The following is a 13,136-nucleotide window of genomic DNA, read 5'->3' on the forward strand; positions in this document are numbered from 1 at the left end:
GGCACCGGGAGGTGCCGTTTTCATTGGTGTCTGTGTCACTGCCATCGCGAGCAAGCCCGCTCCCACAGGGGAGATGTGGCGAACGCATGATTTGTGAACAACCCCGAACCCCTGTGGGAGCGGGCTTGCTCGCGAAGAGGCCTTGGGAGCCGACCATGTTTTTGCAGTTGGAGTACATATCCATTCCTGCGGTAACGGCGACTTAAGGTTTCGCCCTTACGGCGACTCACTTTTTTTTCAAACGCCAAAAATAAGTAAGCAAAAAAAGGCTCGCCCCGAGCGTCCGGCCCCTCGCTTGGGCTCGGCGTTCCTTCGTTCCGGTATTCATCTGGGGGCATCGCCTACGGTCGGCTTCGCTTCGACCTCCTCTCGATGTGTACGGCTTCGCCGCACGGCGCTACGCGCCCACCCCCTGATGAACACCTCCGCTCAGCCTCCCGAAGGGGCGGGTAGAGCAAGATCAATGGCGGGCGAGCTAACGCTCGGCCTTGAGTGGTGAGGAGCGGTGCGGTGTATGCCGCTCTGCTTTTGATTTTGTAGGAGCAAAGCTTGCTCGCGATGGCGGTCTGACAGCTGCACGGTCTTTCGCAGATGTACATTGTCCGATTCTAGGAGAGCTTGCTCGCACGAAGGCGCTCTAGACGCCCGGTTTTTCCGCTGAAGAACCTTGTGATATAGGCGCTGGATAGCTGGATCTGGAGCAGGGGGCTAGCGGTGCATCCAAGCCTTCAGGAAGAATCAGTTTGTCTTTCATCGCACCAATACGCGGACAGTAAGGTTCCCCTGAAGGTGTCAGGCGCTCGGTAGCCCAAGCTTCTACGCCCTCTACCGACTCGGAAAAATGTCACGGTTCATTGTTTGTTCTCTCCCGATATTCAATCGCCGAACTTAACGGTAAATGCCTTGAGTTGGATGTCAGCCGTTGCCTACTGCCACGCAGGCATCTTCCGAGAGAGGGGAGAGCAATAAGATCAAAAGATCGCAGCCTTCGGCAGCTCCTACAGGGACGGTGGTCAACCGCGATGTCCGAGTAGGCGTCGCTTGTGTAGGAGCTGCCGAAGGCTGCGATCTTTTGATCTTGAGCCCCTCAAACCCCTAAACGCAAAAACGGCACCCGAAGGTGCCGTTTCTGTTTTCTACAAATTACCGCTACACAATCAACCCGCCAACCCGGCCTGCTGAACCAGCACCAGCAACGGTTGCGGGTACAGACCCAGGAAGAACGCCAGTGCGGCGATGGCCAGCAGCATCACGCCGCCTGCCTTTTGTTCCCAGTGCAGTTGTGCATCGTGGCGACGCAGGTTCGGCTCGATCAGGTACAGGGTGACCATCACACGCAGGTAGTAGAAGACGCCGATGGCGCTGCCCAGTACCAGGGAACCCACCAGCCACCATTGATGCGACTCGACACCGGTAGCAATGATGTAGAACTTGCCGATGAAGCCCGCGGTCAGCGGGATACCGGCCAGGGACAGCATCATCACGGTCAGTACGGCGGTCAGGTACGGACGGCGCCAGAACAGGCCGCGGTATTCGTACAGGGCATCCGCGTCACGACCTTTGTATGGCGAGGACATCAGGGTGATCACACCGAACGCGCCGAGGCTGGTGATCACGTAGGTGACCAGGTACACGCCGATGGCTTCCACGGCCAGACCCTTGCTCGCCACCAGGGCGATCAGCAGGTAACCGAAGTGGGCGATGGACGAGTAACCCAGCAGACGCTTGAGGTTGCTCTGGGTCAGTGCCAGCAGGTTACCGAACAGGATCGACGCAATGGCGATGATGGTCAGCACGTCGCTCAGCACACCGCTGCTTGCCGCTGGCGAGATCTGGAACAGACGCACCATCACCGCGAACACGGCCACTTTCGAAGCGGTAGCCAGGAACGCAGCGACCGGTGCCGGAGCACCTTCGTATACGTCCGGGGTCCAGAGGTGGAACGGTACCAGCGACAGCTTGAACGCCAGGCCGATCAACATCATGCCCAGGCCCATTTGCGCCAGTGAGCTTGGCAGGCCAGTCGCGGCCAGTGCCTGACCGATACCGACGAAGCTCAGGCTGCCGGAGTCGGCGTAGAGCAGGGCCATGCCGAACAACAGGAACGCAGAACCGGCGGCCGACAGCACCATGTACTTGATACCGGCTTCCAGCGAACGCTTGTTGAAGAAGGCATACGCCACCAGACCGTAGACCGGCACCGACAACAGTTCCAGACCGATGAACAGCCCGGCCAGATGTTGCGCGCTGACCAGAACCAGGCCACCGGCGGCGGCCATCAGGATCAGCAGGTACAGTTCTTCGCGGTTGCCCGGGTAACCCGTGCCGCCATCGCCGAGGTAGGCGTGGGCGAGGGTCACACAAGCGAGGGTGGCGACCAGGATCAGTGCCATATACAAACAAGCGAAGTTATCGATTTGCAGCAGCGGGGTCACGGCCAGGGGCGCGACCTTCAAGGCTGGCAGGATCGACAGCAACGCCAGGTTCAGACCCGCCACGGAAATCAGGAAGGTCTGCGAGTGGTTGCGGCGCCAGGCGATGGCCAGCATCACCACGATGATCGTGGCGGTGGTGATCAACAACGGCGCGAGCGCGATAAAGTGTTGAGTCGTGAATTCCATAGCGCTCTTACCGGGCCGAAGCGAGTTGAGTGAAGGCGGAGCCAAGCCACTGCTGCACGCCATGCATCGTCGCGGCAGAAGTGTCGAGGAACGGCTGCGGGTACACGCCGATGTAAATCAGCAGTGCCGCCAGACCGACCACCATGATCAGTTCGCGACCATCCATGCCATGCAGCACCGCGTCCGACTTGGACGGGCCGAAGTAGGCACGGTGGATCATGATCAGCGAGTAGACCGAACCGAACACCAGGCCCGTCGTTGCGATCGCGGTGATCCACGGCGCAGCGGCGAAGGTGCCGATCAGGATCAGGAACTCACCGACGAAGTTACCGGTACCCGGCAAGCCCAGGGACGCGGCGGCAAAGAACAGGCTGATGGCCGGCAGGTAAGCGATCTTCGACCACAGACCACCCATTTCACGCATGTCGCGGGTGTGGGTGCGTTCGTACAGCTGACCACTGAGGATAAACAGTGCCGCGGCCGACAGACCGTGCGCCAGCATCTGCATCACTGCGCCCTGCAGCGCCAGTTGGCTGCCGGAGTAGATGCCGATCAACACGAAACCCATGTGGGAAACGGAGGAATAGGCGATCAGACGCTTGATGTCGGTTTGCGCGAAGGCCAGGAACGCACCGTAGAAGATCCCGATCAGACCCAGGGTCATGGCGATCGGCGCAAACTCGGCCGAGGCATTCGGGAACAGCGGCAGGGCGAAACGCAGCAGGCCGTAGGCCGCTGTCTTCAACAAGATACCGGCCAGGTCGACCGAACCCGCTGTTGGCGCCTGGGCGTGAGCGTCAGGCAACCAGGAGTGGAACGGCACGACCGGCAGTTTCACCGCGAAAGCGATGAAGAAGCCGAGCATCAGGATGTACTCGGTGGTGAGCGACATCTTGGTTTTCAGCAGGTCGGCGTAGTTGAACGTGATCACGCCGGTGCTGTTGAAGTTGACCAGCACCAGGCCCAGGATCGCCACCAACATGATCAGGCCGGAAGCCTGGGTGAAGATGAAGAACTTGGTCGCCGCGTAGATCCGGGTTTTCTTGCCGTCCGAAGAACTGTGACCCCAGAGCGCGATGAGGAAGTACATCGGCACCAGCATCATTTCCCAGAAGAAGAAGAACATGAACAGGTCGAGGGCGAGGAACACGCCGACGACACCGCCCAGGATCCACATCAGGTTCAGGTGGAAGAAGCCGACGTGACGCTGGATCTCTTTCCACGAGCAGAGTACCGAGAGGATACCCAGCAAACCGGTCAGCAGGATCATCAGCAGCGACAGGCCGTCGAGGGCCAGGTGCACGCTGATGCCGAAGCGCTGGATCCAGATGTGCTTGAACTCAAGCGCCCAGACCGGATCGGCGCCAGGCGCCGGAGCAAATGAATAATTACCGTGGGCCCACAGCCAGAGGCCGAGTGCGAGTTCCAGGGTCATGGTCAACAGCGCAATCCAGCGGGGGAGGGTGGCGCCGAAGCGCTCACCCATCCAGCACAGCAGGCCGCCGATGAAGGGGATCAGGATTAGCCAAGGCAGAATCATGACGGGCTCAATTCCTTTCGCAAGTTCGCAAGGTTCATATTCAGACCGCTACCAGCACGATGGCGCCGATGACCAGCACGGAGCCGGCTGCCATCGATGCCGCGTACCAACGCAGTTGACCGGTTTCGGTACGGCTCAGGGCGGTGTGGCCGCCTTTGGCCATACGCGGGATCAAACCGATGGTCTGATCGAGCGGGTCTCTGCGCAGTGCGTGGCTGATCGCAAGGTATGGCTTGACGAACAGTTTGTCGTAGATCCAGTCGAAGCCCCAGGCAGCGAACCACCAGGCCGAAAGGAAGCGGCCGATGCCGCTGTTGGCGATTGCAGTGACGAAACGACGCTTGCCGAGGAACAGCAGCGCGGCCAGCAGGATACCGGCCAGGGCGATGGCGCCCGAGGCGATTTCCAGACTGTGCTTGGCTTCGCCGCCGGCATGGCCAACGCTTTCTGGCAGCACGCCGTGCAGCGGTGGAACGATCATGGCGCCGACGAAAGTCGACAGCACAATCAGCACCGACAGTGGCAGCCAGTGAGCGATGCCGTGACCGGCGTGGGCTTCGGTCTTCGCTTCACCGTGGAACGCGATGAAGATCAGGCGGAAGGTGTACAGCGAAGTCATGAACGCGCCGACCAGACCTGCGTAGAGCAGACCGTGGTTGCCGCTGGCGAACGCTTCCCAGAGGATTTCGTCCTTGGAGTAGAAGCCTGCGGTCACCAGTGGCAGGGCCGAAAGGGCCGCGCCGCCGACGATGAAGCTGGTGTAGGCCAGTGGCAACTTCTTCCACAGACCGCCCATCTTGAAGATGTTCTGCTCGTGGTGGCAGGCAACGATCACCGCACCGGACGCAAGGAACAACAGCGCCTTGAAGAAGGCGTGAGTCATCAGGTGGAAGATCGCGCCTTCCCACGCGCCTACGCCCAGGGCCAGGAACATGTAGCCGATCTGGCTCATGGTCGAGTAGGCGAGGATACGTTTGATGTCGGTTTGCACCAGTGCCGCGAAACCTGCCAGAACCAGGGTCACGCCACCGACGATTCCTACTAGATGCAGGATATCCGGCGCCAGGGCGAACAGGCCGTGAGTACGGGCAATCAGGTAAACGCCTGCGGTCACCATGGTTGCGGCGTGGATCAGTGCCGAAACCGGGGTAGGACCGGCCATCGCATCCGCCAGCCAGGTTTGCAGCGGCAGTTGCGCGGATTTACCGACAGCGCCGCCCAGCAGCATCAGGGTCGCCAGGACAATCCAGAAGTCGCCGACCTGGAATTTCTGCGGTGCCAGCACCAGCAGTTCCTGGATGTTCAGCGTGCCCAGTTGCGCGAACAGGATGAACAGGCCGATGGCCATGAACACGTCGCCGATGCGGGTGACGATAAACGCCTTGAGTGCCGCGTTACCGTTGTTGCGGTTGCTGTAGTAGAAACCGATCAACAGGTACGAGCACAGGCCCACGCCTTCCCAGCCGAAGTACAGGAACAACAGGTTATCGCCCAAGATCAGAAACAGCATGCTGGCGATAAACAGGTTGGTGTAGGCGAAGAAACGCGAGTAACCGTCTTCACCGCGCATGTACCAGGACGCGAACAGGTGGATCAGGAAGCCGACGCCAACCACAACGCCGAGCATGGTGACCGACAGGCCATCCAGGTACAGCGCGAAGTTTGGCGTGAAGCCTTCAACCGCCATCCACTGCCACAACACCTGGGTGTAGTGACCGCCTTCGGGCGGGGCGACGTTGAATTGCCAGATCACGTAAGCGGCGACGATCGCCGACAGGCCGATGGAACCGACGCCAATCAGCGCCGACAGGTTTTCCGAGAAGCGGCCGCGTGAGAACGACAGCAGCAGGAAACCTATGAGAGGGAATACGAAAGTCAGATAGAGAAGATTCATCCGCGCATCTCGCTGGCAGCGTCGATATCGAGAGTGTGGAAGCGGCGATACAGCTGCAACAGAATCGCCAGGCCAATACTGGCCTCAGCGGCTGCCAGGCTGATCACCAGGATGAACATGATCTGTCCATCCGGTTGCGCCCAGCGGCTACCGGCAACGATGAAGGCCAGTGCGGAGGCATTCATCATGACCTCCAGGCTCATCAGCACGAAGAGAATGTTGCGGCGGACCATCAGGCCGACCAGACCGAGGCAGAACAGGATGCCGGCGACCGCCAGACCATGCTCCATAGGGATAGCAGGCATCGTCATTGCTCCTTGGCTTCGTTGCGGCCCAAGTGGAACGCCGTGACGGCTGCGGCGAGCAGCAACATCGAGGCGAGTTCGACCACCAGCAGGTAAGGGCCGAACAGGCTGATGCCCACGGCCTTCGCGTCTACAGTGGTGTGGCCGACGGCCTGACCGCTGGAATGACTGAACAGTACGTACAGCAGTTCAGCCAGCAGCAGGGCGCCGAGAACGACCGGGCCGAGCCAGATGCCGGGCTTGAGCCAGACGCGCTCTTGCTGAACCGAGGCAGGACCCAGGTTCAGCATCATCACCACGAACACGAACAGCACCATGATGGCGCCAGCGTAGGCGATCACTTCCAGCACACCGGCGAACGGTGCGCCGAGGGCGAAAAACGTCATCGCCACGGCAATCAGCGAAATGATCAGGTAGAGCAGGGCGTGCACAGGGTTGGTGTTGGTGATCACGCGAAGCGTGGACACAACCGCGATACCCGATGCGAAATAGAAAGCGAATTCCATCTTTCTTCCTTAAGGCAGCAAGCTCTTCACGTTGATCGGTTCGGCTTCATTCTGCGCGGAGCCTTTCGGCTTCCCGGCAATCGCCATACCTGCAACACGATAGAAGTTGTAATCAGGGTTTTTGCCGGGGCCGGAGATCAGCAGATCTTCTTTCTCGTAAACCAGGTCCTGACGTTTGAACTCGGCCATCTCGAAATCCGGTGTCAGCTGGATCGCGGTGGTCGGGCAGGCTTCCTCGCAGAGGCCACAAAAGATGCAGCGCGAGAAGTTGATGCGGAAGAAGTCCGGGTACCAGCGACCGTCTTCGGTTTCGGCTTTCTGCAGCGAGATGCAACCGACCGGGCAGGCCACGGCGCACAGGTTGCAGGCTACACAACGCTCTTCGCCATCAGGGTCGCGGGTCAGGACGATACGGCCACGGTAGCGCGGCGGCAGGTACACGGCTTCTTCCGGGTACTGCAGCGTGTCGCGCTTGCGGAAGGCATGGCCGAAGATCATCACCAGGCTGCGAAGCTGGGTGAAGAAGCCATGCACGATGTCAAATATGTACTTCATGATTCTCTATCCTCACTGAGCCGCGACGGCGGGCGTGTTGAGCAACACGATCGCAGCGGTCACCAGCATGTTGACGAGGGTCAGCGGCAGGCAGAACTTCCAGCTGAAATCCATCACTTGGTCATACCGTGGGCGCGGAATCGATGCGCGCAACAGGATGAAGATCATGATGAAGAACGCGGTTTTGAGCGCGAACCAGATGAACGGGATCTGCGGCAGGATGCCGAACGGACCGTGCCAGCCACCGAAGAACAGGGTCACCAGCAGCGCCGAAATCAACACGATGCCGATGTACTCACCGACAAAGAACATGCCCCATTTCATGCCGGCGTATTCAATGTGGTAACCGTCGGCCAGTTCCTGTTCCGCTTCCGGCTGGTCGAACGGGTGACGGTGAGTCACGGCGACGCCAGCGATGAAGAAGGTCAGGAAACCGAAGATCTGCGGAATGATGAACCACAGGTTCTGCGCTTGATAATCGACGATGTCGCGCATGTTGAACGAGCCGACCTGGATCACGATGCCCATCAACGACAGGCCCATGAACACTTCGTACGACACGGTTTGCGCCGAGGCCCGCAAGCTGCCCAGCAGGGCGAACTTGTTGTTACTCGACCAGCCGGCGAACAACACCGCGTAGACCGACAGACCGGCCATGGCGAAGAAGAACAGGATGCCGATGTTCAGGTCCGCCACGCCCCAGTTCGGGGTGATCGGGATGATCGCGAAGGCAATCAGCAGGGCGCTCATGGCGACTACCGGTGCCAGGGTGAAGATCATCTTGTCGGCGAACGGCGGCGTCCAGTCTTCCTTGAAGAACATCTTGATCATGTCGGCCGCGATCTGGAACGCGCCGAACGGGCCGACGCGGTTCGGACCGTAACGGTCCTGCCAGAGGGCGAGCAAACGACGCTCGACCCAGCTCAGCAGCGCGCCGCACACCACCACGGCGAGCAGAATCACGATGGCCTTGAGGACCGCGATGATCACGTCGATCACTTCAGGAGTGAACCAGGTCATTGAGCTGCCTCCTGCAGACCGTCAACGGTTTTGCCAAAGATCGCCGCTGGAATGCCGGCGATACCCGCAGGCAATGCCACCAGGCCAGCGCCCAGCTCTTCATTGATACGCAGTGGCAGACGCAGGGTCTGGCCGTCGACGTTCACGCTGAGCAGGGCACCGTCGTTGACGCCAAGGCGATCGGCTTCGGATTTGGCCAAAGCGACGTAGGCAGCCGGAATGCGTTCCTGAACCGGTGCGGCTTTCGAAGAGTTCTCTTCGCTGCCCAGCAGGTGGAAGAACGGCACGACCTGCCAGGTGCCCGGCGCCGGGTTGAAGGCGCGCGGAACACTGGCGAACCAGTTCAGCGAATCACCGGCGCTTTCGATCAGGCGGGTGCCCGGGTCGCCAGCGCGGATGTGACCACCGACCTCGTCCTGGAACTTGTTCCAGGCTTGCGGCGAGTTCCAGCCCGGCGACCAGGCGAATGGCACTTGCTGACGCGGTTCGACCGAGCCCGAGTAACCTTCCATCGAGAAGTTGAACGCGGTGTCGTTGTCTTGCGGGGTACGCGGTTCGTGCACGCTGATGTCAGCGCGCATGGCGGTACGACCCGAATAACGCAGCGGTTCGCGGGCCAGTTTCATGCCTTTGATGCGGAACGCGGCGGACGGTGCGGCATCAACGATGCGCGCCAGTTGCGGCGTGCTCGAAGCCACGGCAGCGGTGACGTGGTCCAGTTGGGTCCAGTCGATCGGCTGGTTCAGCAGGGTTGCGCGCAGGGCATGCAGCCAGCGCCAGCCTTCGTGAACCAGGATGCTGGCGTCCATGTATTTCGGGTCGAAGACCTGGAAGAAACGCTGGGCGCGGCCTTCCTGGCTGACCAGCGTACCGTCGCCTTCAGCGAAGCTGGCAGCTGGCAGAACCAGGTGCGCGCGATCGCTGGTGGCGGTCTTCTGATGGTCGGCCACGATCAGGACTTTCGCGGCGTTCAGGGCAGCATCGACACGGGCTTTGTCGGTACGGGTGTACAGATCGTTTTCCAGCACGACAATGGCGTCGGCCTTACCGTCGATCACTGCTTGCAATGCGTCGTCGACCGAGTTGCCACCGAGCATGGCCAGGCCGAGGCTGTTGGCCTCTGGCACGATCAGGCTGATGGAACCGTTCTTCTCGCGCAGCTTCAAGGCTTTGGCGATGTTCGCCGCCGCTTCGATCAGCGCTTTGGAACCCAGGGACGTACCGGCAATGATCAGCGGACGCTTGGCGGCCAGCAGGGCATTGGCGATGCGCTGAGCCAGTTCCACGGCTTCAGCGTCCAGGCCTTCAACGGCAGGGGCGCTGGCGTCGAGGGCGTGAGCCACGGCGAAACCGATACGGGCCAGGTCGTCTGGCGCAGCGTGAACGCATTCTTCAGCGATGTCGTCGAGCTTGGTTTCAGCCAGGCTGGCGATGAACAGCGGGTTCAGTTCTTTCTGACCGATGTTCTTCACTGCGGCGTCGAGCCAAGGCTGAACGCGCATGGCGTCGGCCATGTCTTCGGCCTTGCCCTTGACCGATTGACGCAGGGACAGGGCCATGCGCGCAGCGGTCTGGGTCAGGTCTTCGCCGAGGACGAAGATCGCGTCGTGGTCTTCGATGTCGCGCATGTTCGGGATCGGCAGCGGGCTGTCTTTCAGCACCTGCATGACCAGACGGATGCGCTCCAGCTCGGCGGCTTCGATGCCGGAGTAGAAGTGCTCGGCGCCGACCAGCTCACGCAACGCGAAGTTGCTTTCGAGGCTGGCGCGTGGCGAACCGATACCGACGATGTTGCGACCGCGCAGCAGGTCAGCGGCTTTATCCAGCGCTTCGTCGAGGCTCAGCTTGGCGCCGTTGGCCAGCAATGGCTGACGCGGACGGTCTTCGCGGTTGACGTAGCCGTAGCCGAAACGGCCACGGTCGCACAGGAAGTACTGGTTTACCGAACCGTTGAAACGGTTTTCGATACGACGCAGTTCGCCGTAGCGTTCGCCCGGGGAGATGTTGCAACCGCTGGAGCAGCCATGGCAGATGCTCGGCGAGAACTGCATGTCCCACTTGCGGTTGTAGCGCTCGGAGTGAGTCTTGTCGGTGAACACACCGGTCGGGCAGACCTCGGTGAGGTTGCCGGAGAACTCGCTTTCCAGGGTGCCGTCTTCAACGCGACCGAAGTACACGTTGTCGTGGGCGCCGAACACACCAAGGTCGGTGCCGCCGGCGTAATCCTTATAGAAGCGCACGCAGCGGTAGCAAGCGATGCAGCGGTTCATCTCGTGACCGATGAACGGGCCGAGATCCTGGTTCTGGTGAGTACGCTTGGTGAAGCGGTAACGGCGCTCGTTGTGGCCGGTCATCACCGTCATGTCTTGCAGGTGGCAGTGACCGCCTTCTTCACAGACCGGGCAGTCGTGAGGGTGGTTGGTCATCAGCCATTCGACGACGCTGGCGCGAAACACTTTCGCTTCTTCGTCTTCGATGGAGATCCAGCTGCCGTCGGTGGCGGGGGTCATGCAGGACATGACGATCCGACCACGGGTGTCGTTGGCGTCGGTGTACTGCTTGACCGCGCACTGGCGGCAAGCGCCAACGCTGCCAAGGGCGGGGTGCCAGCAGAAATAAGGGATATCGAGGCCTAGCGACAGACATGCCTGTAACAGGTTGTCTGCCCCATCGACTTCGAGCTCTTTGCCGTCTACGTGGATAGTGGCCATGGTTCAAAGTTCTTCGTTGGCCCGGTGTCAGCGGGCGTGGCTAATGGAATCTTGTTTTCGTGCGAATCAAAACAGCCCATAAAGGCGTCATCGCAAGAGACGAAGGGCACGGACCCTTCGCCTTTTTAAGCGTTTACGCGCCGACTACGATCGGCCTTGCCAGAGGCGGGACGACGGCGCTGGTAGGCGCGATGCCGGCTTCGAACTCTGGACGGAAGTATTTGATTGCGCTGCCCAATGGCTCCACGGCGCCCGGTGCGTGAGCACAGAAGGTCTTGCCAGGGCCGAGGAAGCCGACCAGACCCAGCAGGGTCTCGATATCGCCGGCTTGCCCTTCACCGTTCTCGATCGCGCGCAGAAGCTTGACGCTCCACGGCAAACCGTCACGGCACGGGGTGCAGAAACCACACGACTCGCGGGAGAAGAACTCTTCCATGTTGCGCAGCAGGGACACCATGTTGACGCTGTCGTCCACCGCCATTGCCAGGCCAGTACCCATCCGGGTGCCTACCTTCGCGATGCCGCCGGCGTACATTTGTGCGTCCAGGTGTTCCGGCAACAGGAAACCGGTACCGGCGCCACCAGGCTGCCAGCACTTGAGCTTGAAGCCGTCGCGCATGCCGCCGGCGTAGTCTTCGAACAACTCGCGACCAGTGACGCCGAACGGCAATTCCCACAGGCCCGGGTTCTTGACCTTGCCGGAGAAGCCCATGAGCTTGGTGCCCATGTCTTCGCTGCCTTCGCGCGCCAACGATTTGTACCAGTCCACGCCGTCGGCAATGATCGCCGGGACGTTGCACAGGGTTTCAACGTTGTTCACGCAAGTCGGCTTGCCCCACACGCCAACGGCGGCAGGGAAGGGCGGCTTGGAACGCGGGTTGGCGCGGCGGCCTTCGAGGGAGTTGATCAGTGCGGTTTCTTCACCGCAGATGTAACGCCCGGCGCCGGTGTGGACGAACAGCTCGAAATCGAAGCCGCTGCCCAGGATGTTCTTGCCCAGCAGGCCGGCTGCCTTGGCTTCTTCCACGGCACGGTTCAGATGCTTGGCGGCGGTGGTGTATTCGCCACGCAGGAAGATGTAGCCACGGTAGGTTTTCAGCGCGCGAGCACTGATCAGCATGCCTTCGATCAGCAGATGGGGCAGTTGCTCCATCAGCATGCGGTCTTTCCAGGTGTTCGGTTCCATCTCGTCCGCGTTGCACAGCAGGTAGCGGATGTTGATGGATTCGTCTTTGGGCATCAGGCCCCACTTCACGCCAGTGGGGAAGCCTGCACCGCCGCGACCTTTAAGGCCGGCGTCTTTCACGGTCTGGACGATGTCGTCCTGGGCCATGTCGGCGAAGGCTTTGCGTGCAGCGGCATAACCGTTCTTGGCCTGGTACTCGTCGAGCCACACGGCCTCGCCGTCGTCACGCAGACGCCAGGTCAGCGGGTGAGTCTCGGCCGAACGCTTGATGCGGTTGGCAGGACCGAAGGAAGTCAGGGTCATACGTAGCCCTCGAGCAATTGGGCGACGCCAGCAGGCTGAACATCACCGAATGTGTCGTCGTCGATCATCAACGCCGGCGCCTTGTCACAGTTGCCGAGGCAGCAAACCGGCAGCAGGGTGAAACGACCGTCGGCGGTGGTCTGACCCAGGCCGATGCCAAGCTTGCTCTGGATTTCGCTGACGACCGATTCATGGCCGCCGATGTAGCAGACCATGCTGTCGCAGACGCGAATGATGTGGCGACCGACTGGCTGACGGAAGATCTGGCTGTAGAACGTCGCCACCCCTTCAACGTCGCTGGCCGGGATGCCGAGGATTTCGCCGATGGCGTAGAGCGCGCCGTCAGGCACCCAGCCACGTTCCTTCTGGACGATCTTCAGGGCTTCGATCGACGCCGCGCGCGGGTCTTCGTAGTGATGCAGCTCGTGCTCGATGGCCGAGCGCTCGGTTTCACTCAGCGTGAAACGGTCTGTCTGGATAAGCGTGCTGTTCATG

At 60.9% G+C, this 13,136-nt stretch carries 10 protein-coding genes; all 10 read right to left on the reverse strand.

All coding sequences use genetic code 11. From position 1 onward, the window contains the following. Window positions 1-1,157: 1,157 nt before the first annotated feature. A complete protein-coding gene (nuoN, locus tag ACWIKB_RS21215) occupies window positions 1,158-2,621 on the reverse strand; it encodes an NADH-quinone oxidoreductase subunit NuoN (protein ID WP_123403085.1) in 1,464 nt (487 codons plus the stop codon). A gap of 7 nt (window positions 2,622-2,628) precedes the next feature. Continuing rightward, the gene (gene nuoM, locus ACWIKB_RS21220; protein WP_475269224.1) at window positions 2,629-4,161 is read right to left on the reverse strand and encodes an NADH-quinone oxidoreductase subunit M; all 1,533 of its coding nucleotides are present in this window, start codon (window positions 4,159-4,161) and stop codon (window positions 2,629-2,631) included. Between the two features lie 40 nt (window positions 4,162-4,201). Then, window positions 4,202-6,055, reverse strand: a complete 1,854-nt coding sequence (nuoL, locus tag ACWIKB_RS21225; protein ID WP_054053686.1) for an NADH-quinone oxidoreductase subunit L — start codon at window positions 6,053-6,055, stop codon at window positions 4,202-4,204. Then, entirely contained in the window at window positions 6,052-6,360 is a 309-nt protein-coding gene (gene nuoK, locus ACWIKB_RS21230) for an NADH-quinone oxidoreductase subunit NuoK (protein ID WP_007946416.1), read from the reverse strand. Before nuoK ends, nuoL begins: the two co-directional genes overlap by 4 nt. A 2-nt stretch (window positions 6,361-6,362) precedes the next feature. Then, a complete protein-coding gene (nuoJ, locus tag ACWIKB_RS21235; protein WP_475269227.1) occupies window positions 6,363-6,866 on the reverse strand; it encodes an NADH-quinone oxidoreductase subunit J in 504 nt (167 codons plus the stop codon). Window positions 6,867-6,875: 9 nt separating this feature from the next. Continuing rightward, window positions 6,876-7,421: an NADH-quinone oxidoreductase subunit NuoI gene (gene nuoI / locus ACWIKB_RS21240; protein WP_157712570.1), complete on the reverse strand. Its 546-nt coding sequence runs from the start codon at window positions 7,419-7,421 to the stop codon at window positions 6,876-6,878. Window positions 7,422-7,433: 12 nt separating this feature from the next. Continuing rightward, a complete protein-coding gene (gene nuoH / locus ACWIKB_RS21245; protein WP_123508914.1) occupies window positions 7,434-8,441 on the reverse strand; it encodes an NADH-quinone oxidoreductase subunit NuoH in 1,008 nt (335 codons plus the stop codon). Beyond that, window positions 8,438-11,152: an NADH-quinone oxidoreductase subunit NuoG gene (nuoG, locus tag ACWIKB_RS21250; protein ID WP_475269228.1), complete on the reverse strand. Its 2,715-nt coding sequence runs from the start codon at window positions 11,150-11,152 to the stop codon at window positions 8,438-8,440. Before nuoG ends, nuoH begins: the two co-directional genes overlap by 4 nt. Window positions 11,153-11,285: 133 nt before the next feature. Further along, on the reverse strand, window positions 11,286-12,641 hold the full coding sequence (gene nuoF, locus ACWIKB_RS21255) for an NADH-quinone oxidoreductase subunit NuoF (RefSeq protein WP_054053675.1): 1,356 nt from the start codon (window positions 12,639-12,641) through the stop codon (window positions 11,286-11,288). Continuing rightward, the gene (nuoE, locus tag ACWIKB_RS21260) at window positions 12,638-13,135 is read right to left on the reverse strand and encodes an NADH-quinone oxidoreductase subunit NuoE (protein WP_054053673.1); all 498 of its coding nucleotides are present in this window, start codon (window positions 13,133-13,135) and stop codon (window positions 12,638-12,640) included. Before nuoE ends, nuoF begins: the two co-directional genes overlap by 4 nt. Window position 13,136 lies beyond the last annotated feature (1 nt).

It is taken from the genome of Pseudomonas sp. 5Vm1k (assembly GCF_056161485.1).

Coding starts and splice junctions, on each gene's coding strand:
- nuoN (WP_123403085.1), bottom strand. CDS start 2,621: ATGGAATTCACGACTCAACACTTTATCGCGCTCGCGCCGTTGTTGATC.
- nuoM (WP_475269224.1), bottom strand. CDS start 4,161: ATGATTCTGCCTTGGCTAATCCTGATCCCCTTCATCGGCGGCCTGCTG.
- nuoL (WP_054053686.1), bottom strand. CDS start 6,055: ATGAATCTTCTCTATCTGACTTTCGTATTCCCTCTCATAGGTTTCCTG.
- nuoK (WP_007946416.1), bottom strand. CDS start 6,360: ATGCCTGCTATCCCTATGGAGCATGGTCTGGCGGTCGCCGGCATCCTG.
- nuoJ (WP_475269227.1), bottom strand. CDS start 6,866: ATGGAATTCGCTTTCTATTTCGCATCGGGTATCGCGGTTGTGTCCACG.
- nuoI (WP_157712570.1), bottom strand. CDS start 7,421: ATGAAGTACATATTTGACATCGTGCATGGCTTCTTCACCCAGCTTCGC.
- nuoH (WP_123508914.1), bottom strand. CDS start 8,441: ATGACCTGGTTCACTCCTGAAGTGATCGACGTGATCATCGCGGTCCTC.
- nuoG (WP_475269228.1), bottom strand. CDS start 11,152: ATGGCCACTATCCACGTAGACGGCAAAGAGCTCGAAGTCGATGGGGCA.
- nuoF (WP_054053675.1), bottom strand. CDS start 12,641: ATGACCCTGACTTCCTTCGGTCCTGCCAACCGCATCAAGCGTTCGGCC.
- nuoE (WP_054053673.1), bottom strand. CDS start 13,135: ATGAACAGCACGCTTATCCAGACAGACCGTTTCACGCTGAGTGAAACC.